This window comes from Streptomyces aquilus (assembly GCF_003955715.1).
Classification (GTDB): Bacteria; Actinomycetota; Actinomycetes; order Streptomycetales; family Streptomycetaceae; genus Streptomyces; species Streptomyces aquilus.
The window spans coordinates 8030435-8053411 of the sequence record NZ_CP034463.1 but is presented as its reverse complement, the minus strand read 5'-3'; the positions used below and the strand labels follow the sequence as shown (position 1 = coordinate 8053411).

The 22977-nt window shown below is 72.4% G+C and carries 17 protein-coding genes; 6 read left to right on the top strand and 11 right to left on the bottom strand.

Annotation, left to right across the window (positions count from 1 at the left end; genetic code table 11):
• Positions 1–590 precede the first annotated feature (590 nt).
• Positions 591–1199 carry a hypothetical protein gene (locus EJC51_RS36930; protein ID WP_341870695.1) on the bottom strand — a complete coding sequence of 203 codons (609 nt, stop codon included), beginning with the start codon at positions 1197–1199 and terminating at the stop codon, positions 591–593.
• A 234-nt stretch (positions 1200–1433) separates the two neighbouring features.
• On the opposite strand from EJC51_RS36930, the gene EJC51_RS36925 reads away from it, so the two are divergent.
• A complete protein-coding gene (locus EJC51_RS36925; RefSeq protein WP_126275026.1) occupies positions 1434–2852 on the top strand; it encodes a helix-turn-helix domain-containing protein in 1419 nt (472 codons plus the stop codon).
• Here EJC51_RS36925 and EJC51_RS36920 read toward each other — a convergent pair.
• The 3 genes from EJC51_RS36920 to EJC51_RS36910 form a co-directional block, all read right to left on the bottom strand.
• Positions 2849–4591: a pyruvate dehydrogenase gene (locus EJC51_RS36920; RefSeq protein WP_126275025.1), complete on the bottom strand. Its 1743-nt coding sequence runs from the start codon at positions 4589–4591 to the stop codon at positions 2849–2851. The two genes, EJC51_RS36925 and EJC51_RS36920, sit on opposite strands and share 4 nt — an antisense overlap.
• Positions 4592–4618: 27 nt before the next feature.
• Positions 4619–6037, bottom strand: a complete 1419-nt coding sequence (locus tag EJC51_RS36915; protein ID WP_126275024.1) for a protein phosphatase 2C domain-containing protein — start codon at positions 6035–6037, stop codon at positions 4619–4621.
• Between the two features lie 150 nt (positions 6038–6187).
• Positions 6188–9865 carry a S8 family peptidase gene (locus tag EJC51_RS36910; RefSeq protein WP_244363512.1) on the bottom strand — a complete coding sequence of 1226 codons (3678 nt, stop codon included), beginning with the start codon at positions 9863–9865 and terminating at the stop codon, positions 6188–6190.
• A 229-nt stretch (positions 9866–10094) separates the two neighbouring features.
• On the opposite strand from EJC51_RS36910, the gene EJC51_RS36905 reads away from it, so the two are divergent.
• From EJC51_RS36905 to EJC51_RS36895, 3 genes are all read left to right on the top strand, one after another.
• Positions 10095–11075: a helix-turn-helix transcriptional regulator gene (locus EJC51_RS36905; protein ID WP_126275022.1), complete on the top strand. Its 981-nt coding sequence runs from the start codon at positions 10095–10097 to the stop codon at positions 11073–11075.
• Between the two features lie 55 nt (positions 11076–11130).
• Positions 11131–11613, top strand: coding sequence for a DUF456 domain-containing protein (locus EJC51_RS36900; RefSeq protein WP_126275021.1), 483 nt, complete (start codon positions 11131–11133; stop codon positions 11611–11613).
• Between the two features lie 66 nt (positions 11614–11679).
• A complete protein-coding gene (locus EJC51_RS36895; RefSeq protein WP_126275020.1) occupies positions 11680–12063 on the top strand; it encodes a PPOX class F420-dependent oxidoreductase in 384 nt (127 codons plus the stop codon).
• On the opposite strand, the gene EJC51_RS36890 is transcribed toward EJC51_RS36895, so the two are convergent.
• The 7 genes from EJC51_RS36890 to EJC51_RS36860 all read right to left on the bottom strand — a co-directional run bounded on the left by EJC51_RS36890 (position 12037) and on the right by EJC51_RS36860 (position 20254).
• Positions 12037–12519 carry a methylated-DNA--[protein]-cysteine S-methyltransferase gene (locus EJC51_RS36890; protein WP_126275019.1) on the bottom strand — a complete coding sequence of 161 codons (483 nt, stop codon included), beginning with the start codon at positions 12517–12519 and terminating at the stop codon, positions 12037–12039. The genes EJC51_RS36895 and EJC51_RS36890 overlap by 27 nt on opposite strands.
• A complete protein-coding gene (locus EJC51_RS36885; protein ID WP_126275018.1) occupies positions 12516–13868 on the bottom strand; it encodes a DNA-3-methyladenine glycosylase 2 family protein in 1353 nt (450 codons plus the stop codon). The genes EJC51_RS36890 and EJC51_RS36885 overlap by 4 nt, the downstream gene beginning before the upstream one ends.
• 175 nt (positions 13869–14043) lie before the next feature.
• On the bottom strand, positions 14044–15150 hold the full coding sequence (gene rsgA / locus EJC51_RS36880; protein WP_126275017.1) for a ribosome small subunit-dependent GTPase A: 1107 nt from the start codon (positions 15148–15150) through the stop codon (positions 14044–14046).
• Positions 15151–15361: 211 nt separating this feature from the next.
• A complete protein-coding gene (locus EJC51_RS36875; protein ID WP_126275016.1) occupies positions 15362–16849 on the bottom strand; it encodes a cellulose-binding domain-containing protein in 1488 nt (495 codons plus the stop codon).
• Between the two features lie 263 nt (positions 16850–17112).
• Positions 17113–18432 carry a radical SAM protein gene (locus tag EJC51_RS36870; protein ID WP_079311253.1) on the bottom strand — a complete coding sequence of 440 codons (1320 nt, stop codon included), beginning with the start codon at positions 18430–18432 and terminating at the stop codon, positions 17113–17115.
• Between the two features lie 58 nt (positions 18433–18490).
• Positions 18491–19153, bottom strand: coding sequence for a pyridoxamine 5'-phosphate oxidase family protein (locus EJC51_RS36865; protein ID WP_126275015.1), 663 nt, complete (start codon positions 19151–19153; stop codon positions 18491–18493).
• A 93-nt stretch (positions 19154–19246) separates the two neighbouring features.
• Positions 19247–20254: a hydroxyacid dehydrogenase gene (locus tag EJC51_RS36860; RefSeq protein ID WP_126275014.1), complete on the bottom strand. Its 1008-nt coding sequence runs from the start codon at positions 20252–20254 to the stop codon at positions 19247–19249.
• A 107-nt stretch (positions 20255–20361) separates the two neighbouring features.
• On the opposite strand from EJC51_RS36860, the gene EJC51_RS36855 reads away from it, so the two are divergent.
• Together EJC51_RS36855 and EJC51_RS36850 are read left to right on the top strand one after the other, a co-directional pair.
• A complete protein-coding gene (locus tag EJC51_RS36855) occupies positions 20362–21606 on the top strand; it encodes an FAD-binding protein (RefSeq protein ID WP_126275013.1) in 1245 nt (414 codons plus the stop codon).
• A gap of 114 nt (positions 21607–21720) precedes the next feature.
• Positions 21721–22965 carry an ROK family transcriptional regulator gene (locus EJC51_RS36850; protein WP_126275012.1) on the top strand — a complete coding sequence of 415 codons (1245 nt, stop codon included), beginning with the start codon at positions 21721–21723 and terminating at the stop codon, positions 22963–22965.
• The last annotated feature ends 12 nt before the right edge of the window (positions 22966–22977 follow it).

The following is a 22977-nucleotide window of genomic DNA, read 5'->3' as shown; positions in this document are numbered from 1 at the left end:
GCCGGACCGCGGTGGCGGCGGGGCCGGCGCGGGGCGGGCGTGCCGCCGGTTCCCCCGGTTGGCATGTGCCGTGCGTTCCGCGGGGCGGTGCGAAGATCCGCGCGGGCGGCGGGGCCCGGGGAAAGCGCTGGTCGAGGAGGTCGTTCCGGTTGGCGCCGGCGCCTGCCTCGGGACGGGGTGGGCGCCAGGACCGGCCAAGGTCGCGGGCCGGGCACAGCCGCTACGACACGGTGGGCGTCGCCTCCGACGGCGTGCTCCGTGGCAGCGCCCCGTCGCCACGAGCGCGACCGGGGCCGTTCATCGGCGTTCGTGACGACCGGCCGATCCGGCGGTACGGCGGGGCCTCGGACCCCCGCGCAGGCGAGACACCCTGACCGACGCGCCTCGGACGAACTGCCCATCCGCGTCTGCGCGGGAGGCCGTACCCGGCCGGGAAAAGGGGCGGCCGGCGCGGCAGGTCACGCCACGCTGGCCGCCGATCCCCCCTCGGTGAAAGTGGCTGGAATTCACCAGCCCGGTACCGGACTTGCGGCGGGTGCCGCCCTCCCGACCCCCGTGGCGAGAGGGCGGCCCCGCTTCTTCGGGTGGACTCAGTAGAGCTTGTTCACCGCGGTGGTCGTCGTCTTGCGGAACGCCTTCACGGGCGCGTCGGCGAAGTCGCCCAGCTGCCCCCACTGCACGACCGTGACGGTCTTGCCGTCCCGGCCTACGGAGAGCAGGTGGATGTCGGAGGAGCCCCAGGAGCCCTCGATGTGCAGACCGTGGACGCGGGCGCCCTCCTCGACCGGCAGCGTCCCGTAGTCCCGGTGGGTGGCCTCGACCTCCGGGTCGGCCTGCTCCAACTGCGTGGGGCAGGTCTGGATGTCCTTGTTCAGCCGGGTGGCGAGGGCCTTGGCCTTGGTGGTGTCGCCGACGACGATCGTGAGCTGGAGGGCGCCGGTGTCCAGGTCGGTGTGGAAGGCGCGGTACCGGGAGTCGTAGCCGGGCATGGTGTCCTGGAGGCAGGACAGCAGGCCGTCCGGGACGCCGTCGGTGACCTTGCCGGCCGTCCAGGAGGACGAGGGGTGCGGCGGCAGTTCGGACGCCGACAGGAACTTCGGAGACGTCTTCGGGGCGGCGTCCGCGGGTGAGGCGAGCGTCGCGCCGAGGGCGAGTCCGGTGGCGGCGACGGCGAGGAGCGCGCCGGCTCGGTTGCGCATGGGCATGGGTGTGTCCCCCGTGTACGAGTGAGTGCGAGAAGATGTGCGAGTAAGTAGCGTGTCGCCCGGGGTGGTTGGTCGGTCCGGTCCGCTCGGTGCGACACCAAGAGCATCAGCGGTCACAGGCAGCCGGCGCAACCGCTGACGGCCGATGTGTGCGGGTGGAACCATCCCAGGCCATGTGACCTGCAGAGATGCGAGTGCCTGGGACGGCGGAACGGGGGCGGGACAACGGTGTCGGAGCAGCACGACGCAGACGAGGTGGCGGAGTTCGCGGCGCTGCTGGCGCGGCTGAAGGAACGGACGGACCGCAGCTACGGCCAGTTGGCCCGCCGCCTGAACATGAACACCTCGACGCTGCACCGGTACTGCGCCGGTGAGACGGTCCCGGTGGACTTCGCCCGCGTGGAGCGGTTCGCGGCGCTGTGCGGGGCGACGCCGGAGGAACGGCACGAACTCCACCGGCGCTGGCTGCTCGCGGTGGCGGCACGACAGCGGTCCCGCCCGCAGGAGCCCGCGCCGACGCCTGCACCGGACCCGGCGGAGACCGACGTCGAGACGGCCGTCGAGCCGAGCGTCGCGAACCCCGCACCGGCCGTCGAGCCGGGCGTCGAAGCGAACGCCGCACCCGCCGTCGAGCCGACCCTTGACTCGACCGTCGAGGCGGACGAGGTCGCCCCCGTCACCGCACTGCGGCTGCCCGAGCCGCCCGGCCCCCGCCCCTGGTACCGGCGTCGGCGCACCCTGGTCGCCTCGGCCGCGGCCGTCGCGCTGATCGCCACGCTCGGCAGCCTGTCCGCCCTCTCGGACGGCCGCTCCTCCGCCGCCGACTCCGTGAGCCCCACCGACGCGCCCGTCACCAGCTCGGCCACCTCCGCGTCACCGGACCCCACGGCGTCGAAGAAGAAGCCGAGTCCGTCCGCCTCCCCGGACCGGGGAACCTCCTCGCCGTCCGCCTCCGGCACCGGCCGCCCGCACGCCGGCCCGACCGCCAAGGGCGGCGGCAGCCCCACCGGCGGGGCCGGCCCGGGGGCCGCCGTGCCGCTGTCCTGGACGGTCAACTCCCATGTCTGGAACGCGGGCTGCGGCCACCGCTACGTCATCGACAAGCCGTCGACGCAGGTGCCACCGCCACCGGTCGCGCAGGACGCCGCGGTCTGGGCGGCGGCGCAGGGCGCGCTGCACGGCGGCGAGACGATGGTCCAGATCTCCGTGCAGGGGCGCAGTTCCACGGCCGTGGTCCTCGACGCGCTCCGGGTGCGGGTGGTCGGGCGTGCGGCCCCGGCCGGGGGCAACTCGTACGCCATGGACAACGGCTGCGGTGGCGCGCTCACGCCCCGTATGTTCTCCGTCGACCTCGACGCGGACCGGCCGATCGCCCGCTCGGAGGCCGGCAACGACGGCGAGAACGAGATCCCGGCGATCCGGATGCCGTACCGCGTCTCCGCCGAGGACCCGGAGATCCTGCTGGTCACCGCGCGGACCGTCGGCTGCGACTGCACCTGGTACCTCGAACTGGACTGGTCCTCCCAGGGCCGCACCGGCACCGTCCGCATCGACGACCACGGCAGCCCGTTCCGCACGACGGGCGACAAGCAGCTGCCGCAGTATTCGTACGACTACTCGAACCGGAAGTGGGTCTCCGGAGATTAGGGCCTGGGCACGTTCCGCAGGTTGGAGCGGGCCATCTGGAGCATGCGGCCCACCCCGCCGTCGAGGACGATCTTCGAGGCGGAGAGGGCGAAGCCGGTGACCATCTCGGTGCTGATCTTCGGCGGGATGGACAGGGCGTTGGGGTCGGTGACGACGTCGACGAGGGCGGGGCCCTTGTGCTTGAAGGCGTCCTTCAACGCCCCCGCGAGCTCCTTGGGCTTCTCGACGCGGACGCCGTAGGCACCGCAGGCGCGGGCGACGGCGGAGAAGTCGGGGTTCTTGTTCGTGGTGCCGTACGACGGGAGTCCCGCGACCAGCATCTCCAACTCGACCATGGACAGCGAGGAGTTGTTGAAGAGGACGACCTTCACCGGGAGGTCGTACTGGACCAGGGTGAGGAAGTCGCCCATCAGCATGGAGAATCCGCCGTCGCCGGACATCGACACGACCTGGCGCCTGCGGTCGGTGAACTGGGCGCCGATCGCCATCGGCAGCGCGTTGGCCATGGAGCCGTGCGAGAAGGAGCCGATGACCCGGCGGCGGCCGTTCGGGGAGATGTAGCGGGCGGCCCAGACGTTGCACATGCCGGTGTCGACCGTGAACACGGCGTCGTCGTCGGCGAGTTCGTCGAGCACGGAGGCCACGTACTCGGGGTGGATCGGGACGTGCTTCTCGACCTTGCGGGTGTAGGCCTTGACCACGCCTTCCAGGGCGTCGGCGTGCTTCTTGAGCATCTTGTCGAGGAAGCGCCGGTTCTGCTTCTCCTTCACCCGCGGGGTCAGACAGCGCAGGGTCTCCTTCACGTCGCCCCACACCGCGAGGTCGAGTTTCGAACGCCGGCCCAGGTTCTCGGGACGGACGTCGACCTGGGCGATCTTGACGTTGTCGGGCAGGAACGCGTTGTACGGGAAGTCGGTGCCGAGCAGGATCAGCAGGTCGCACTCGTGGGTGGCCTCGTAGGCGGCGCCGTAGCCGAGCAGACCGCTCATGCCGACGTCGAACGGGTTGTCGTACTGGATCCACTCCTTGCCCCGCAGTGCGTGCCCCACCGGGGACTTGACCTTCTGCGCGAACTCCATGACCTCGGCGTGCGCGCCGGCCGTGCCGCTGCCGCAGAACAGAGTGATCTTCTCGGCCTTGTCGATCATGCGGACGAACGCGTCGAGTTCGGCGTCGCCCGGACGGACCGTGGGCCGGGAGGTGACGAGGGCGGTCTCCAGCGGCTTGTCCGGGGCGGGGTCGTCGGCGATGTCGCCGGGGAGGGAGACGACGCTGACGCCGCTGCGGCCGACCGCGTGCTGGATGGCCGTCTGGAGCAGGCGCGGCATCTGCTTCGGGCTGGAGATCAGCTCGCTGTAGTGGCTGCACTCACGGAACAGCTGGTCGGGGTGGGTCTCCTGGAAGTAGCCGAGGCCGATCTCGCTGGAGGGGATGTGCGAGGCGAGGGCGAGGACGGGCGCCATGGAGCGGTGGGCGTCGTACAGGCCGTTGATCAGGTGCAGGTTGCCGGGGCCGCAGGAGCCGGCGCAGGCGGCCAGCTTGCCGGTGACCTGGGCTTCCGCCCCGGCGGCGAAGGCGGCGGTCTCCTCGTGCCGGACGTGCACCCAGTCGATGGCGCGGTTGCGGCGCACGGCGTCGACGACCGGGTTGAGGCTGTCGCCGACGACGCCGTAGAGGCGTTTCACACCGGCGCGCACGAGGATGTCCACGAACTGTTCGGCGACGTTCTGCTTGGCCATGAGTCCATGTATCCACACCGGCCGCGGTTACGCCTCCCACACGGCGGCCGCCGTACGGTCGTCGGCGTAGCCCTTCACCCGGACCTGGGTGTCGGCGAGGAACGCCGCGAGGCCCGGCGCGGTGGGGCCGGACCACCGTCCCGTGAGGTACGCGCCCAGCTCCGGCTCGCCGCGCAGCGGCTCCGCGAGACCGCCGCTGCACATCAGGAGCGTGTCACCCGGGCGGGCTACCGAGGCGCGGAACCGGAACGGTTCGCGGGGTGGCTCGGGGGCGGGTTCGTAGGGGCTCGGCGGGGTGGGGATGCCGAGGTCCATGGTGAGCCGGTCGCCCTCGGGGGTCTCGGCGGGCAGTGAGCCGAAGCCGACGACCGGTTCGCCGGTGGCGTCGGTGACGCGCGGCTCGATGTCCTGCCACTCGCCGTCCCGGAGGCGGAACAGGCCGCCCGCGCCGACGCCGAAGAAGACGCGGGTACGGCAGTCGGTGTCGGCGGGCAGGAGCAGACAGCGCAGGGTGGCGGAGTACTCCTCCGGGTCGATGCCCTGTTCGACGGCGCTGGCGCGGAGTTTGCCGAGACTGCGGTCGGTGAGGCGGTGCAGGCCGGACTTGAGGTCGCCGCGGCGGGCGGCCCTGATGTCCTCGGCGAGCCGGGCGTGACTGCGGCCCACGGCCCTGCCGATCCAGTGGCAGGCCTCGGCGGCGGCCCGGTGGGCGCCGGGGGTGGCCCTCGCGCCGGTGGCCATCGCGACGAGGACCAAGGCGTGGTCGCCGGTGCCGAAGCGGGCGGTGAGGAGGGAGTCGCGGCGGGGTTCGCCGCGGAAGCGGGCGGAGTCGCCGCGGACGGAGGCGGCGCGGAGGGTGCAGGAGCCGTAGTGGGCGCCGTCGAGGACGGTGTCGGCGACGAGGTCGTCGAGTTCGTCGGGGTTCGCCGGTGGGAGGGCGGTGGGTTCGGGTTCGTAGGTGGGCGGGCCTGAGCCGAGGTAGGTGACGGGGGGTGGGGGAAGGGTGGGGAGGTCCAGGCGGGTGGCGGTGCGTACGGGGGTTTCGGTGGGCGGGGGGTCACTGTCGGCCGGGGGCGGTGCTGGGGGGTGGGATTCGCTTGCCCGCGCTGGCGGGGTGCCGCCTGCGCCCACCCGTGCCGCCCCAGCGGCACGACTGCCCGCAGCTTGCGCGGAGTTGCCCGCAGGCCGTGCGGGGAGCTCCGCAGGCCGTGCGGGGACCCCGGCAGGCGGCGCCGGGAGGTCCGCAGGTCGTGCGAGGGCCCCAGCATCCTGCGCAGGGATCTCAGCCCGCTCCGCGTCGCCGTTCACCGTTCCCGCTGCCGACTCGTACCTGTCGTCCAGCGTGTCCGGGGCCGTGGTCGGGCCCGCGTCCTCGGTCTTGTCGTCGTACAGCTGTCCCCACCAGTCGTCCTCGTGGCCGGTGGGCCTTCCCCCCTGATGGCTCATGCCCCTAATTGTCCACCGCGAGGGCCGGATGAAAACGGGGCAACCGGAAAATCAGCAGGTCGTGCGAAACAGGTCGCCGGGCGGTCCCACCCCCCACGGGAGAACCGCCCGGCGACGTCCGGGTGACCCGGGCCCGCGATCCCCTACGTGCTAGCGCACGTCGTAGGCCCGGGTCACGATCTGGGTGACCGAGTTGCCGTTGGCGTCGGTCAGGTCGGTCCTGAGGGTGACCTGCTTTCCTGTCGCGGAGCTGTGGTCGACGACGGCCTGCCAGGCCCCGCCGCGCTGCTCCGTCCGCGCCTCGGTCCAGGTCTCGCCGCCGTCGTAGGAGTAGGCGAGCTTCGCCGCGGTCAACGCGCCCGGGTGGTAGCCCGCGTGGCCCGTCGCCGTGAGCGTGATGCGCTGACCGTCCTTCGCGGGGAGGGTCTTGAGGCCGTCCTCGGGGAGGGCGTAGTGCGGGAAGAGCAGCGGGATGCCCTGGGAGTAGGCGTTCTCGTCGAGGGCCGAGCGGAAGGTCCAGGTCGTGGTCGTCTGCGTGGTGCGGTTCCAGACGCGGGCCGGCTGGCCGAACTTCGCCGTGTTCAGGGTGAGTTCGTACGACGACTCCTGCGCCGGGACCGTGAACACCCCGAACGGGTAAGGGCTGTCGCCGATGGTCTCGCCGTTCCGCTTCAGGACCATGCTGCCCAGGTCGCCGAAACTGCCCTGGACGCCCATGTGTTGGCCGTCGCCGTAGAACGCGGGGGCGACGCCGATGAGGTTGCCCTGGCGTTCCGCGGCCAGTGCCTCGGTGCCGGTGTCGTCGAGGGGGCCGGTCGGCGCGAGGACACCGCCGTACCACTCCTCCTGACGACGCTCGCCCTTCTCGTACGTCCGCACGGGGTCGATCATGAACTCGCCCCACGGGAAGCTGCTGGACAGCTGGTGCCCCCAGCCGGTCGTGCCCGGCGTGCGGTACTCGGTGCGGGTGAAGGGCGCGGGGACGGTCTCGATGTCGCCGAAGTAGCCGGACAGGCCGCTCGGGCGGGTCATCGACGGGAGGTCGATGTGGTCCGTCGCTCCGCCCGACATCGACTTGTACGTCGCCTTCGTCGCCGCCAACTCCCGGTCACGGGCGTGGTAGACGCGGTCGCCGCGGAGCTGTCCCGTCTCCGGGTAGGCGAGGTTGTAGACGTACGGGCTCTTCGCCGTGGCCGTCCAGCGCAGGGTCACGTCGGTTCCGGCCGCGAGCAGCGCCCGCGCCTCCTCCGTCGGGATGCCGAGGATCGGCAGCGTGCCGCCGACGAAGCCGTCCGAGGGGTACCAGCGGCCCGGCGCCTCGCGGTAGCCGAGGAGCGCCACGGCGCCGGCCGCCTTCGCGCGGTTCGCGACCTCGTAGGCGCCGCCGTCGTCCGGGAGCTTGACGAGTGCGATCTTGCCCTTGGCGCCCGAAAAGTCCTCTTCTGTACCGGACTTGGCGTAATAGAGCGCCGCCCGGCCCTTGCCGTCCAGGTTCACGGAGCTCGTCGACGCGGTCACCGGGTGGAGCTTCTGCCCGCCCACGACCGCGAGTTCGGTGAGCTGCGGGGCCGCGGCGCGCCAGAAGCTGTCGAACTCGAAGCTGCCGTCGGTGGCCTTGCCGTCGACGGAGGCGTAGTAGCCGCGCAGGGTGCGGCCGCCTGCCGCGGTGCCGCCGTGCAGCCAGGTGTCGTCCCACGAGCGGGCGAAACCGAGCGTGGCGCCGCGGAGTTCGGTCGGCTGGTCCGTGCGGACGCTGAGGCGGTGGGCCTTGCGGGCGTCGAGGACGACGGTGGTGTCCCCGCGGACCTCCAGCTGCGGACGGGCGAGGTAGGCGAGGGAGTTGTAGAGCGTGCCCTCGGTCTCGGGGGTGGTGATGAAGCTGGAGAGGAAGTAGCCGCCGGGGCGGATCGTGTACGTCTGGTCGACGGCGCCGTCGTTGAAGCGGCGTTCGCCGGTGGCGTCGTCGGTGCCGATGACGTCGACGGAGGAGGCGCCGGTGGCGGGGTCGCCGTGGCGGTCGATCAGCTTGACACGCAGGGTGACCGTCTCGGGCTGGACGTAGAGGGAGAAGGGGGTGGAGACGCGGACGCCGTTGGCGGCCTCCGCGCGGACCCTGCCCGTGATGTCGCCGTACTGGGCGCGCTGGAGCGTGGCCGTGGGGTCGACGCGGAGCGGGACCTCGACCGTTCTCCCGGCCGGCACGGTGACCGACGTCGAGCTCAGGCGGGCCACGGGTGAGCGGACGGTGGAGCCGTCGTTGCCGGTGATCCCCGTCACCGACAGTTTCAACTCCACTGCCTTGTCCGTGGTGTTGGTGTACGGCACGGCGACGGTGGTGCGGTCGCTCTTGTCCTGCGGCCAGTTGTAGGTGCCGGCCTGGACGGCGGGTGTGCCGAGGATCGTCTGGTCGAGGGCGGCCTTGACGTCGAGGCGGCCGCCGCCGGTCTCGCGGACGTCGCCGGGGATGTCCGCGTCGGCGGCGGAGACGAGGGCGGCCTTGATGCGGGCGGCATTCCAGTCCGGGTGACGCTGCTTGAGGATGGCGGCGGCGCCCGCGACGTGCGGGGTCGCCATCGACGTACCGCTCATGGACTGGTAGGCGTACACCCCGCGCCCGCCCGCGTTGGCGGCGGAGATGCCGACGCCCGGGGCGGTGATCTCGGGCTTGAGGGTGTGGGCGCCGTAGACCGGGCCGCGGCTGGAGAAGTTCGCGGTCGCGTCGTCGCGGTCGACGGCGCCGACCGTGAGGACGCTCGGGGCGCAACCCGGCGAGGAGACCGTGTTGTTGCCGGGTCCGGAGTTGCCGGCCGCGATGACGAAGAGGGTGTCCTCGTGGGAGCGCGCGAGTTCCTCGGTGGCCTGGGCCATCGGGTCGGTGCAGTCCCGTTCGTCGGGGTTGCCGAGGCTCATGGAGACCACGTCGGCGCCCTGCTCGACGGCCCACTGCATGCCGGCGATGATCCACGAAGTCTCGCCGTAGCCACCGTCGTTGAGGACCTTGCCGTTGAGCAGCTCGGCGCCGGGCGCGACCCCCTTCTTCCTGCCGCCGCTCGCGGCGCCGGTGCCGCCGACGGTGGAGGTGGTGTGGGTGCCGTGACCCTGGTGGTCGTCGGTGTCGGCCGAGTCGGTGAAGTTCCGCGACGCGCCGATCCGGCCCTTGAGGTCGGGGTGGTCGGCGTCGACGCCGGTGTCCAGGACGGCGACCTTGGTGCCCTTGCCGTCGTAGCCGGCGGCCCAGGCCTCCGGGGCGTGGACCTGCTTGGTCGACCGGTCGAGGGTGGCCGACACCTTGGCGTCCAGCCACAGCTTCTTGAGGGACCCCTGGTTGACGTCGTCCCAGAAGGCGCCGGCCTTCTCCTTGTCCGCGTCCAGCGCCACGCCGTCGATCGAGCCGAGCACCCGGTCGCGTGCGGCGCCGCGCGGGGTCGTCGGGACGCTGCGGGCGGTGACGGCGCGGTCGTACGTCGCGATCAGCGGCAGCGTGTCGGCGTGGGCGTCGTCGTAGCCCTGCCGGACCAGGCCGGTGACGTTGAACAGCTCCTCGTCCACGCGTCCGGCGGCCAGCGCCTCGATCGCGCCCTCGGGATAGACGTAGAGGTCGTCGCCGTCCTGGCGGGTCTGGGTGAAGGGGGTCCTGCCGTCCTCGCCGGGCAGGGCGACGGCCCCGTCCTTCGTGACGAGGACCCGGTCGCCGGTGACGAGGGTGACGACGGCGCCGGAGCCGGGGGTGGCCCGGCTGCCGGTCAGCGGTCTCGGTCCGTCGTGGTCGGCCGCGTGCGTGGGCGCGGCGGTCGTGACGGCCAGGACGACGGCGGTCGCCGCCCCCATGGCCGTACGGCGTATCGCTCTCGCCAAGATCGCTCTCCTGCCGTGTCGCCGCATGCCCGGGTACGCGAAACGCGCAGGCCGAAGAGGCCCGAGGCGGGCCTTGCGGACGGTGGTTGATGCTGCGGTGGCGCCACGATGGCAGAGGGGCGGGTGGTGCGGCGATGATGTGCCGAGGCGGGTTTGCGCCGTGGCCGGTTCCCGCCACGGCGCTGCCGGGGAGGGGTCGTTGATGCTGGGTGTGCTGGGGCTGGACGAGACGCACGAGTCGGCGTACCGGGCACTGGTGTCCGTGGGCGCGGCCGACGTGCCCGATCTCGCGCGGCGGCTGACGCTCGCCGAGCACGACACGGAGCGTGCCCTGCGCCGCCTCGAACGCCATGGACTCGCGGCCCAGTCCTCCGCCCGCCCCGGCCGCTGGGTGGCCGCTCCCCCGGGTGTGGCGCTGGGCGCGCTGCTCACCCAGCAGCGGCACGAGCTGGACAAGGCGGAGCTGGCGGCGGCGCTGCTCGCCGAGGAGTACCGGGCTGCGGCGGCCGAACCCGCCGTGCACGACCTGGTCGAGGTGGTGATCGGGGCGGCCGCGGTGGCGCAGCGGTTCCTACAGTTGCAGCTGGGGGCCACCGAGGAGGTGTGCGCCCTGGTCACGGGCAATCCGGCGGTGGTCTCCGGCGGGGAGAACGACGCCGAGGAGCAGGCGGCCGGGCGCGGGGTGCGCTACCGGGTGGTGGTCGAGCGGTCGGTCCTCGATCTGCCGGACGGCATCGGCGAGCTGTCCGCCGCGCTGGGCCGGGACGAGGAGATACGGGTGGTGGACCGGGTGCCGACGAAGCTGGTCGTCGCCGACCGTGTCCAGGCGCTCGTACCGCTGACCTCGCACACGGCGGAGCCGGCCGCGCTGGTCGTGCACGCGAGCGGGCTGCTGGAGCTGCTGTCGGGGCTGTTCGAGTCGGTGTGGCGTCAGGCGCTGCCGCTGCGTCTGGGCGTCTCCGGGCTGACGGAGGAGGCGGCCGACGCCCCCGACGCGACGGATCTGGAGGTGCTGTCGCTGCTGCTCGCCGGGATGACCGACGCGAGCGTGGCCAAACAGCTCGACCTGGGGCTGCGGACCGTGCAGCGCCGGGTGCGGCGGCTGATGGAGCTGGCGGGCGTGACGACCCGGTTGCAGCTGGGGTGGCATGCCCACGAGCGGGGGTGGGTGGCCCGGGAGTGACCTGGGCGAACCTTTCTGACCTGCGGTTTCTCCGGCCGTCGGGCACCCTGGACGCATGGGAGTGTGGGACCTCCTGCTGGTCGGCCTGGTCCTCCTGCTCGGCCTGTGCGGAGTGCTCGTGCCCGGGCTGCCGGGATCGTGGCTCGTGTGGGCCGCGGTCTCGTGGTGGGCGCTGAAGGATCCGCGGCCCGTCGCGTGGTGGGTGCTGGTGGGGGCCACCGTCGTGCTGTTCCTGTCCCAGGTGGTGCGCTGGGCGCTGCCACCGCGCCGCCTGCGCACGAGCGGCGCGACGCCCCGGATGGGCGTGTACGCCGGTGTCGGCGCGTTCCTGGGCTTCTTCCTGATCCCCGTGCTGGGCGCGATCCCCGGCTTCATGGGCGGCGTCTACCTGCATGAACGCCTGCGCCTCGGCCGGCACGGGGAGGCGGTCGCGGCGCTGCGCACGGTGATGCGCTCGGGCGGCTCCAGCGTGCTGACGGAACTGTTCACGTGCCTGCTGATCGCGGGCGCTTGGCTGGGGGCGGTGATCTGGGGCTGACGTAGGTCCACGGGTCTAGGCCCAGGAACCGATGTGCCGGTGGGACGGGCGTGTTTGGGTGGCCGCATGACCGAATTCAGCGAGGCCGAACGCGCGTATCTGAGGTCGCAGCGGCTGGGGCGGCTCGCCACCGTCGATCCGCAGGGGCAGCCGCAGGCGAACCCGGTCGGTTTCTTCCCGCAGGACGACGGGACGATCCTGGTCGGCGGCTACCAGATGGGTCGCAGCAAGAAGTGGCGCAACCTGCGGAAGAACCCGAAGGTCGCGCTCGTCGTCGACGACATCGTCAGCCTGCGGCCCTGGAAGGTGCGGGGCATCGACATCCGCGGTGAGGCCGAGCTGCTGGTGGGCCCGCACGACCTGGGCGCGCACTTCAGCGAGGAGGTCATCCGCATCCATCCGCGGCGGATCCACAGCTGGGGCCTAGAGGACACCCTCCAGGGTGAGTAGCGCGGTCTTGCGCTCCAGCCCGCCCGCGTACCCGGTCATCGACCCGTCCGCGCCGATCACCCGATGGCAGGGCCGGACGATCAGCAGCGGGTTGGCGCCGATCGCGCCGCCCACCGCCCGCACGGCGGCCCTCGATGCCCCGACACGGGCGGCGATCTCGCCGTACGTGACCGTCGCCCCGTACGGAACGTCGTCGAGCGCGGCCCAGACCCGCTCCCGGAAGGCGGTGCCCTCGGCCCGCAACTCCAGCCGGAACTCCTTGAGTTCCCCGGCGAAGTAGGCGTCGAGCTGCTCCTGGGCGGCACGGAAGGGGCCGGGGTCACGCCGCCAACTCGCCTGCACGATCTGCCCGTTCTTCTGCCCGGGAACGGACAGGGAGGTGAGCGCGCCGCCCGGCTCGGCGGTGAGCAGCAGCGGCCCGACCGGGCTTTCGACGGTCGTCCAGTAGAGGGTCATCGGTGCTCCAACTCCCCTGCGGTGCGCAGGTGTTGCAGGGCGTACGAGCGCCAGGGGCGCCAGCTGTCGGGGAGGTCGAGGTCGGGCGGGGCGACGTCCGGGTCGCCGAGGGCGCGGGTGCGGATGACGGCGACCGTGCGGGCGTCCATGCCGGGCAGGGCGAGCAGGGCGGCCTGCGCGTCGTCGCGGTCGGCGCCCGGGTCGAGCCGCAGGTCACCGTCGGCGAGGGCGGCGGCGAGGGTCGCGACGGGGCCGTCGGCCTGGGCGAGGGCGGCGGCCTCGGGGAACAGGTGCGTGAGGCTGCCGCAGGGCGCGTCGAGGGCCTTGCCGTACCGCCGTACGAGCCGCTCGGCCTCCTCGGTCCCGACGAGGGCCCGCACCGCGAGCTCCTCGGGATCGGCCGCCCCGGGTGACCGCAGCCCGGGCCGGGCGGCGACCAGCGGAGCGAGCCTCGGATCGGCGCCGAGCCGCTCGTCGACGGCGTACGGATCGGCGTCGAGGTCGAGAAGCCGCCGCAGCCGGCCGACGGCGGTCGTCAGGTCGCGCAGGTCGGTGAGGTGCAGCCGGGCGTCGAGCCAGCCCCGGGGCCGTTCGTCGACGGCGACGATCCCGGTGCCGTACGGCAGCCGCAGTGTCCGCCGGTAGACCCGCCTCCCGGGAGCCCCGCCGACCTCCTCGACGCCTGGTACGGCCTCGGCGGCCAGGACGTCGAAGACGGCGGAGGACTGGTAGGCGCCCCGGTAGGCGAGCCGCAGCGGCACCCCGGCCGACGGGGTGGCCGTACGACGCGCGCCGGGGGCGGCGGCGCGCAGCTCGCTCGGCGTCGAGGCGTACACGGTGCGGATCGTGTCGTTGAACTGCCTGACGCTGGCGAATCCGGCGGCAAAGGCCACCTGCGCGACCGGCAGCTCGGTGGTCTGGAGCAGGACGCGTGCCGTGTGGGAGCGCTGGGCCCGGGCGAGGGCGACCGGCCCGGCGCCGAGTTCGGCGGTGAGCTGCCGCTGGACCTGCCGGGCGCTGTATCCCAGCCTCCCGGCGAGTCCGGCGACGCCCTCACGGTCGACGACCCCGTCCCCGATCAGCCGCATCGCCCGCCCCACCACATCGGCGCGCGCATTCCACTCCGCCGACCCCGGCACGGCGTCCGGCCGACACCGCCGACAGGCCCGGAACCCCGAGCCCTGAGCGGCGGCGGCGGTCGCGAAGAACCGCACGTTCCGCCGCTTCGGCGTGACGGCGGGACAGCTGGGCCGGCAGTAGATCCCGGTGGTGGAGACGGCGAAGAAGAACTCGCCGTCGAACCGCCCGTCCCGGCTGCGCACGGCTTCGTACCTGGTGTCTTCGTCCATCACAGGTTCCAGTGTGGCTGAGGGACGAAAACGCGGCTGGCGGATTTCAGACACCGCACTGATGAGCAACCCAGGGGCGCGGGGCTGTATCAATGTGCGGCTCCGCCGCGTGGGCGCGACCAGCCACAACCGGCCCGCAGCCGCCCCACAACCCCAAGCGGCACCCCCGTAGGCGCTAAGCCCACCGCCCCCGCTTCACCTCCATCGCCGCCTTCCCCTCGGCCCCCCTCTTCTTCCACTCCCGCCGAAGCTCCGCACGGACCCGCGCATCGGTCTTGGCGACGATCCGCTGGTTCTCCCGGATCAGCTTCCGATAGCTCTCCAGCCGCCGCTCGGGCAGCTCACCGGAGTCGATCGCGGCGAGCACCGCGCACCCCGGCTCGCTCTCGTGCGCGCAGTCATGGAACCGGCAGTCCCCCGCGAGCTCCTCGATCTCGGCGAACACCTGCCCGACGCCGCTCTCGGCGTCGAAGAGCCCGACCCCTCGCAGCCCGGGTGTGTCGATGAGGACTCCGCCGCCGGGCAGGGCGAGCAGATTGCGGGTCGTGGTGGTGTGCCGTCCCTTCCCGTCGACGTCACGGGCGGCCTGGACCTCCATGACGTCCGAGCCGATCAGGGCGTTGGCGAGGGTCGACTTCCCGGCGCCGGACTGCCCGAGCAGCACGGACGTGCCGCCGGAGATCACCGCGGTGAGGACATCGAGCCCGTCCCCGTCCACGGCGCTGACGGTCAGCACCGGCACGCCCGGCGCCGTGGTCTCCACGTCCTGGACGAGATGCGCGAGCGTCACGGCGTCCGGGACGAGGTCGGCCTTGGTGAGCACGACGACGGGCTGGGCGCCGCTCTCCCAGGCGAGGGCGAGGAAGCGCTCGATGCGGCCGAGGTCGAGTTCGACGGCCAGCGACACGGCGACGATCGCGTGGTCGACGTTGGCGGCGAGGATCTGCCCCTCGGAACGCTTGGAGGAGGTGGAGCGCACGAAGGCGGTACGGCGCGGCAGATACGTCCGTACGTAGCGCGGGGTGCCGCCGGGTTCGACGGCGACCCAGTCGCCGGTGCACACGACCCGCAGCGGGTCGTGCGGGGTGACGAACGCGGTGTCGGCGCGCAGCATCCCGTCGGCGGTGACGACGTCGCACTGCCCGCGGTCGACGCGGACGACCCGCCCGGCGAGCAGTCCTTCGGCGTCGTAGGGGGCGAACTCGTCCGCCCATGCGTCGTCCCAGCCGTAGGGAGCGAGCGCGGAGAAAACAGCAGAGGAAGTGGAGCTGGAGGAAGTCAAGGGTGACCCTTCGAAGGGGCCCCGGCAAGGAAGGTGAGTGAGGTCAGCCGGTGGCCACGGAGGTGGACGTGATGATCTGGATGCGGGCAGCGCTCATCGCAGTGACAGCCATCGGTCGACACCTCCTCGAAAGAACTCGCTCGGCCAGCCCGTCCGGCTGGGAACATCCACACCGTATCGGGGGCACCCTCGGTCCCGTCAACCGAATTAATCAGGCCTTCGTGCAGGCCTGCCCGTTCAACGTCACGTCGTACCCGGGCGAGTTGGTCCCCTGCCAGGAGGCGATGAAGCCGAAGGCGAGGTCGGCGCCCGCCGCGACGGTCCTGTTGTAGTCGGCGGCGGTGGCGGTGACGCGGGAGCCGCTCTGGGAGAAGTTCGCGTCCCACATCTCGCCGACCTTCTGGCCGTCCTTGAAGGACCAGGCGACCCGCCAGTCGTCGAGGGCGTCCGCGGGGGTGACGGTCACGGTGGCCTGGAAGCCGTCGGGCCACTGGTTGACGAGCGTGTACTTGTAGGTGCAGGCGGCGCGCGGGGTCGTCGGGCCCGGCGCCGGTTTGTCGTCGTCCTGCGGGGCGGAGGAGGTGGTGCCCTGGGGTTCGGGGTCGGGGTTCTTCCGGGTGGGCGAGCCCTGGGTGTCACTCGCGGTGGGGGTCGGGGAGCCCGACGGGCTGCCGCTCGCGGACGGCAGGGTGGTGCCGGGGTCGGCCGCGACGGGCTGGCGGTCGGCGGAGTCGCCGGGGCTCGCGGCGCCGTCGTCCATGCCGCCCTTGCCGAACGGCATCATCGAGACGCCGAGCGCCAGCAGCGACACCAGTACGGCGGTGACGAGGAGGCCGTTGCGCACGACCCGCGCCTTCTGCGCCCCGGGGTTCGGCGGCCCGGCGTCGGCCGGTTCCGGGCGTCCGGCGCCCAGCCGCACCTCGGCGGCCCGGCGGCGGCGCTCCAGGTAGGCGAGGCCGCCCCAGCCGATGACCCCGCCCGCGAGCGCCGCGGGCAGCCCGCCGCCGTGCAGCCGCAGACAGGCGGCGGCCTCGGCGCACTGCACGCAGGTGGCGAGGTGCCGGGAGAGATCCTCGGGGGTGTCGGCGCCGGCGGACCGGGTGACCGCGTCGAGGAGCCGGGCGTAGCTGCGGCACTGCGCGGCCATCGGGGTGTCGAGGTGGTTGCGGTGGCTGCGGTCCCTGAACAGGCCGCGCACCTGGGCGAGTTCCTCGGACACGGTGGCCGGGTCGAGGCCGAGCCGGCGGGCCACCACGGACAGCGGCAGCGCCTCGACCTCGGCCAGCCAGAGCAGGTCGGCGTCGTGTTCCTGCATGTCGCGCAACCCGCGCAGGGCGAGCGGGCGTTGGAGCGGCGGGCCGGTGTAGCGGTCGGCCTTCTCGGAGTTGAGCCAGAGCCGCAGGTCGGGGTCGAGCTTGTGTCCCTGTCCGCCGGTCTCCCAGGCGGCCGCCGTGGTCCGTACCGCGGTCAGCAGCAGCGGGATCATCGGCAGCCGGGGCGCCCGCCGGCCGGCACCCCGGCCCGGACCCGCCTCGGCCGCCCGGGCCTCGCGCATGCCGAGCGCGAAGGCCTCCGTGGACAGTTGGTTGGCCGCGGTGGACCCGGACGTGCACAGGTCGGCATAGGAGAGGACCGCGTCCCAGCACTCCGAGAACAGGGCGGCCTCGGCGGCGTCATGAGGGGTCGGCAGGTCGGGCATCGGTCTCCTGCATCCAGAGCGAGGTCAACTCACCTTATTGGCAACGGAGTTGTGGGGAACCTCGCGACAGTGCACGAGCTTTTCACGGGTCCCACACAACTGACAAGCGGGCTATTCAAATCCGGTTACCGGGAGTTGACGCACGCCCACGTCATGTTGCCCTTGTTGTGCCTGTTGCGCCTGTTCCTTCTGGTGTCGCTTCTGGATACATACGCAAAGAAGGCCCGGACGTCTCGATCCGGGCCTTCTCCGTCTGGAGCCGATTACGCCTCGACGGGCTCCTGTGCCGGCAGGCTGTCCATGAAGGAGCTCACGGAGAAGACCGCGCGGCCGGCGCCGGGTTCACCGTAGCCGGGGGGCGAGGAGAGGCCGAACTCCTCCATCGTCTGGCGATAGGCCTGGAGCAGCCGGATGTGGTACTCCAGCGGCGCGCCCTGCGGGTTGGCCTTGCCGAGCGGGGTCGTCGGCTCCGGGCACCAGGTGGTGAAGCGGGGCGTGATGCCCTGCGACATGAAGAAGCGCAGGCCCTCCGTGGTCGAGGCGATCGCCTCGTCGACCGTCTTGAAGCCGAAGGGCTCGGCCATCTCCACACCGGCCACGAAGTTGGGGATCACGTTGCGCGCGCCGAAGATCTCCGCCGAGTCGAGGATGCGCTTGTGCCACTCGTCGCGGCCGACGTAGCGCTCCTTGCCGGGGCAGTACATCTTGAACAGATACTCGTCCCACACCTCGTAGTTGGGGTGGTAGATCTGCACGCCGTAGTCCTTGAACCGCTGCACGTCGTCCTTGGGCAGCGCCTGGGCGACGACCTTGCCGATCCAGCGGCCCGGGAAGCGCTCCTCGATGGCCTTGGCGTAGTGGCCGTAGAAGTCGGCCTCGTCGCGCCCGGAGACGGTCTTGGTGATCGCGCCGCCGGTGAGCGTGTACGCGGTCGACGCCTTCTGGGTGTCGTACCGGTCGATGATCTCCAGGGCTTCGAGGACCTCCTCGACGTCCTTCACACCCGTGTACGGCCGGCCCGCCGCCTTGTGCTGGCGCCAGTTGTGGTTGATGTCGCAGTACTGGCACTCCTCCTTGGCGCCGAAGTACTGGCACACCCGGAAGACCGTCAGATAGATGAGGTAGCCCCACTGGATGGTCGGGGCGACCTCCATCACGGACTTCCCGTTGGCGAGCTTGTGCTTGTAGTACTCCGGCATCGGCGGCACACCGACGTCGGCGATGCGCTTGCCGTCGAGGTAGAGGCCGAGCATGCCGCTGTCGTCGGCGGCGACGCGGTACGGCGAGGCCGGGTTCACGCGCACGGAGACGACGGTGCGGCGCAGGTCGTACGGCCCGCCGGTGAGGATGATCTCCTCCGGCGGGCGGCGCAGCGCGGCCTCGCCGAGCTCGGGGAGGGTGCCGTGGTCGAAGGAGAAGATGAAGTACGACTTCGGCTTGACCTCACCGCCCTCGTTGTCACTGAGGGCGGACGGGTCGAAGGCCACCCCGCCCCGGAGCAGATCCTCCTTGAAGACGGCCTCCCGCGGTACGTGGGGGAACCTCTCCATCAGATCTTCGACCAGCGCGGTACGGCTGCCCATCCGTCATCTCCTCCCGGCTAAGGCGTTCGACTCCTCACGGTATGCCCCCGCCCGCCCGTCACGCGTACCGGGTCCCCTCGCGCCGAGCGATATGTTCCGGTACGGGCGTTTCGGCGGCCAGTGCGGGGTCCGCGACCGGCGCTCCCCACACGGAGGTGAGCGGAAGCACACCGGCCCACCGGCCCAGCTCCGCGTCGGGGCCGTCACCGTCCTCGGGCGGCCCGGTGCGGATCTTGACCGAGGCCTCTTCGAGGGAGAGGGCGAGGAGCGTGGTGGCGGCGAGTTCCTTGCGGTTCGGCCGCCGGGCGTACGACCACTGCCCCGGCGTCGCGTGTTCGGTGAGCCGGCGGAGGCCTTCGAGCTTCTCCTCGGGGTCGGTGACCTTGCGGGCCTCGCCGTGGATCATCGCGCTGCGGTAGTTCACCCCGTGCTCGAAGACGGACCGGGCGAGAACGAGACCGTCGACGTGCGTGACGGTGACACAGACCGGCGTCCCGCCCCCGAGACTGCGGCTCGCCACGGAGCCGTGGAGGTAGAGGTACCGCTCGTCCCGCCCGTAGACGGTCGGCACGACCAGCGGCCGCCCCTCGACGAGCACGCCCAGATGGCAGACGAACCCGGCGTCGAGGATCGCGTTCAGGTCGGCCCGGTCGAGGCTGCCCTGTGCGCGCAGGCGGCGGTGCCGGGTGAGGTCGGTGTCGGGGAGCGGATCGAGGGTCATGACAGCGAAATCTACTGATATCGCTGCACGCGCACCAGATCTTTACGGATATCGACAGTCACACCGGACTGGATCGACGAAAAACGCAGCCGGTCACGCCTCGTGCTCCAGCGCCGCCGGCACCACCGGACAGGTGAGCCCCTCCCCCGCCCCCAGGCGCGCCGCCTCCTCCGCGACCGTCGCGCCCAGGCGGGCCAGTTCGTTGCCCTGGGAGCCCGCGAGGTGCGGGGTGACGAACGCGTTGGGGAGGTCGTAGAGCGGGGAGTCGGCCGGGAGGGGCTCGGGGTCGGTGACGTCGAGGACGGCGTTCAGGCGGCCGGTGCGCAGTTCGGCGATCAGGGCGTCGTGGTCGACGAGCCCGCCGCGCGCGGTGTTGATCAGGGTCGCTCCGTCGGGCATCAGGGCCAGCTCGCGGCGGCCGACGAGGTGGCGGGTCTCCGGGGTCTCGGGCGCGTGGATCGTGACGATGTCCGAGGTGCGCAGGAGGTCGTCCAACTCCAGCAGGGGTACGCCGAGTTCGGCCGCGCGGGTGGCGTCGACGTACGGGTCGGCGAGGGCGGGACGCAGGTCGAAGGGGCGCAGGAGCTCCAGCACCCGGCGGCCGATGCGGGAGGCGCCGATGACACCGACGCGGCGGCCCAGGTTGCCGATGCCGGGGACGACGACCCAGCCGGGGTGGACGCGGGTGTCGCGCAGCCGCTCGCGGGCGGTGAGCAGGTCCTTCCCGGCGAGGAGGATCATGGCGAGGGTGTACTCGGCGACCGGCAGCGCGTTGGCGACGGCGGCGGAGGAGACGACGATGCCGCGCCGCCAGACCTCCGGTGTCGCGAAGCCCTTCACCGAGCCGGCGGAGTGCAGGACGGCCCGGAGTTTCGGGGCGGCGTCGAGGACGGCCGCGTCCAGGCGGGGGCAGCCCCAGCCGGTGACGAGGATCTCGGTGCGGGCGAGCACCTCCCGGACGCGCGGGTCGGCGAAGTCCTCGGCCACCAGGCCCTCGTCGATGTGCACCGACGCCCGCAGTCGCGCCAGCACCTCCGGCGGGAAGACGAGCGGAACGTTGGCGGCGGTCATGGCGAACAGGGCCTGGGGGCGCTCGGGCAACGAAGGGGCCTTCCCGCTGGGCGTCGTGGACAGCAAACGATTTCCAACGTAGGCGGCGGCGAATGAGAGGGTCAACGCACACGCACTCACGTGGAGGGACGACAGGCATGACGGACACGGTCACCAACTGGGCGGGCAACATCACGTACACCGCGAAGGAGCTGCACCGGCCCTACTCGCTCGACAGGCTCGCGGCGCTCGTGGCCGCAAGCACGAAGGTGCGGGTGCTGGGCAGCGGGCACTCCTTCAACGAGATCGCCGAGCCGGGCGCCGAGGGGACGCTGCTGTCCGTCGCCGGGTTCCCGCCGGTGATCGACGTGGACTCGGCGGCGCGGACCGTGCGGGTCGGCGGTGGCGTGCGGTACGCGGAACTGGCCCGCATGGTCGACGCGCACGGGCTGGCGCTGCCCAACATGGCGTCGCTGCCGCACATCTCGGTCGCCGGGTCGGTCGCGACCGGGACGCACGGCTCGGGCGTGGGCAACGGCCCGCTGGCGAGCGCGGTGCGCGAGGTGGAGCTGGTCCTCGCCGACGGCTCGACGCTCACGATCGGGCGGGGTGAGGAGCGCTTCGGCGGTGCGGTGACCTCGCTGGGCGCGCTCGGGGTCGTCACCGCGCTGACGCTGGACCTGGAGCCGTCGTACGACGTCGAACAGCACCTCTTCACCGAACTCCCCTTGGCGGAGCTGGACTTCGAGACGGTGATGGCGGCGGCGTACAGCGTCAGCCTGTTCACCGACTGGCGGGCGCCGGGCTTCCGGCAGGTGTGGCTCAAGCGGCGGGTGGACCAGCCGCTCGCCGACTTCCCCTGGGCCGCGCCCGCGACCGAGAAGCTGCACCCGGTGCCGGGGATGCCCGCGGTCAACTGCACCGAGCAGTTCGGGGTGGCGGGCCCCTGGCACCAGCGACTGCCGCACTTCCGGGCCGAGTTCACCCCGAGCAGCGGGGCGGAGCTTCAGTCGGAGTACCTGCTGCCGCGCGAGCACGCCGTCGCGGCGCTGCACGCGGTCGACGGCATCCGGGAGACGGTCGCCGGGGTGCTCCAGACCTGCGAGGTGCGCACGGTCGCCGCGGACGAGCAGTGGCTGAGTCCGGCGTACGGCCGGGACACCGTGGCCCTGCACTTCACCTGGATCGAGGACACCGCGGCCGTGCTGCCCGTGGTGCGGCGGCTGGAGGAGGCGCTCGACGGATTCGCGGCACGGCCGCACTGGGGGAAGGTGTTCACCACGCCGGGCGCGGCGCTGCGCGAGCGCTATCCGCGGCTCGACGACTTCCGGGGGCTTGCGCGTGACCTCGACCCGAGCGGTAAATTCGCCAACGTCTTCGTGCGGGACGTACTGGGCGACTGACTTTATAAAGCCCCTTTCCTAACCCCTTGTCGAAAGGCTGTGGCGGTCATAGCCTTGCCGCGCGCCGGTGCCGACGTCGTCCCGGCACGAGCCGAAGGGACGGGGGGCCACCTGGTGAAGCGCACCTCACGTGACATCCGCACCGCGAACCGCTACGAGGTGCTGCGCCAGATCATCGCCAAGTCGCCCACGTCCCGGCAGGAGCTGGCGGCCGCCACCGGGCTGAGCCTCGCCACCGTCGCCACGCTCGTCGGGGAGCTGCTCGACCTGCGGATGATCACGGAGGTCGGGTTCGAGGACTCGGCGGGCGGCCGTCCCCGCGGGCTGGTCGCGGTCAACGCGTCGGGCGGCGCGCTGATCGGTGTCGACATCGCGGAGACGTACGTCCATGTCGAGCTGTTCGACCTCGGGCTGAACGTGCTGGCCCGGGCCGAGGAGGACGTCCGGCCGAGCGAGAGCCGGCCCGAGCAGGTGGTCGGGCATGTGGCCGCGGTCGTCGGCTCGGTGGTCGCGCAGGCCGGGATCGAGGGGGCGCGGGTCCTCGGCGTCGGGGTGAGCGTGCCGGGCCAGGTCGACCGGGCCACCGGCATCTCGGAGTACGCGCCCAACTGGGACTGGCACGACGTGCCGTTGCTCGACCTGCTGACCGAGCACATCGCCTACCCCCTCTATCTGGACAACCCGTTGCGCGCCTCGGCGGTGGCCGAGCTGTGGTTCGGGGCGGCGCGCGGGCGCGGGGACGCCGTGGTGGTCAACCTCGGGACGGGCGTGGGTTCCGGGCTGATCCTCGGTGGCGGGCTGCACCGGGGTGTCAGCAACAGCGCCGGGGAGTGGGGCCACACCACGATCGTGCTGGACGGCCGGCTGTGCCGCTGCGGCAAGAACGGCTGCGTGGAGGCGTACGTCGGCGCGTCCGGGATCATGCTGACGCTGCGCGAGTCGAGCGCCGACAGTCCGCTGCTGCACCCGGAGGACCAGACGGCGACGATCGCCGCGCTGGCGCGGGGGCTGGCCGAGCGGGACCCGGTGGCCGTCAAGGTGGTCCGCGACACCGTCCGTTATCTCGGCGCCGGCATCGCCGACCTGGTCAACCTGTTCAACCCGGAAGTGGTCGTGCTCAGCAGCTGGGTCGCGGCCGCCCTCGGCGAGCCCCTGGTCGAGGAGGTGCGCGAGGCCGTCGCCCGGCACGCGCTGCCCCGGCCGAACGCCGCCACCGAGATCGTCCTCTCCCCGATCCCCACCGACCCGGTGTGCCTGGGCGCGGCCACGTTCGCGCTCGAAGGGGCACTCCAGTCGGTCGGGCAGAGGCAGCAGAAACGCATCCCGTCGGCGCGAGCCGAAGCACACCACCGCCAGTAGCACAGACCGCCG

Coding starts and splice junctions, on each gene's coding strand:
- EJC51_RS36930 (WP_341870695.1), bottom strand. CDS start 1,199: ATGCGCAACCGAGCCGGCGCGCTCCTCGCCGTCGCCGCCACCGGACTC.
- EJC51_RS36920 (WP_126275025.1), bottom strand. CDS start 4,591: ATGGCCAAGCAGAACGTCGCCGAACAGTTCGTGGACATCCTCGTGCGC.
- EJC51_RS36915 (WP_126275024.1), bottom strand. CDS start 6,037: ATGAGCCATCAGGGGGGAAGGCCCACCGGCCACGAGGACGACTGGTGG.
- EJC51_RS36910 (WP_244363512.1), bottom strand. CDS start 9,865: ATGGGGGCGGCGACCGCCGTCGTCCTGGCCGTCACGACCGCCGCGCCC.
- EJC51_RS36905 (WP_126275022.1), top strand. CDS start 10,095: ATGCTGGGTGTGCTGGGGCTGGACGAGACGCACGAGTCGGCGTACCGG.
- EJC51_RS36900 (WP_126275021.1), top strand. CDS start 11,131: ATGGGAGTGTGGGACCTCCTGCTGGTCGGCCTGGTCCTCCTGCTCGGC.
- EJC51_RS36895 (WP_126275020.1), top strand. CDS start 11,680: ATGACCGAATTCAGCGAGGCCGAACGCGCGTATCTGAGGTCGCAGCGG.
- EJC51_RS36890 (WP_126275019.1), bottom strand. CDS start 12,519: ATGACCCTCTACTGGACGACCGTCGAAAGCCCGGTCGGGCCGCTGCTG.
- EJC51_RS36885 (WP_126275018.1), bottom strand. CDS start 13,868: ATGGACGAAGACACCAGGTACGAAGCCGTGCGCAGCCGGGACGGGCGG.
- EJC51_RS36875 (WP_126275016.1), bottom strand. CDS start 16,849: ATGCCCGACCTGCCGACCCCTCATGACGCCGCCGAGGCCGCCCTGTTC.
- EJC51_RS36870 (WP_079311253.1), bottom strand. CDS start 18,432: ATGGGCAGCCGTACCGCGCTGGTCGAAGATCTGATGGAGAGGTTCCCC.
- EJC51_RS36865 (WP_126275015.1), bottom strand. CDS start 19,153: ATGACCCTCGATCCGCTCCCCGACACCGACCTCACCCGGCACCGCCGC.
- EJC51_RS36855 (WP_126275013.1), top strand. CDS start 20,362: ATGACGGACACGGTCACCAACTGGGCGGGCAACATCACGTACACCGCG.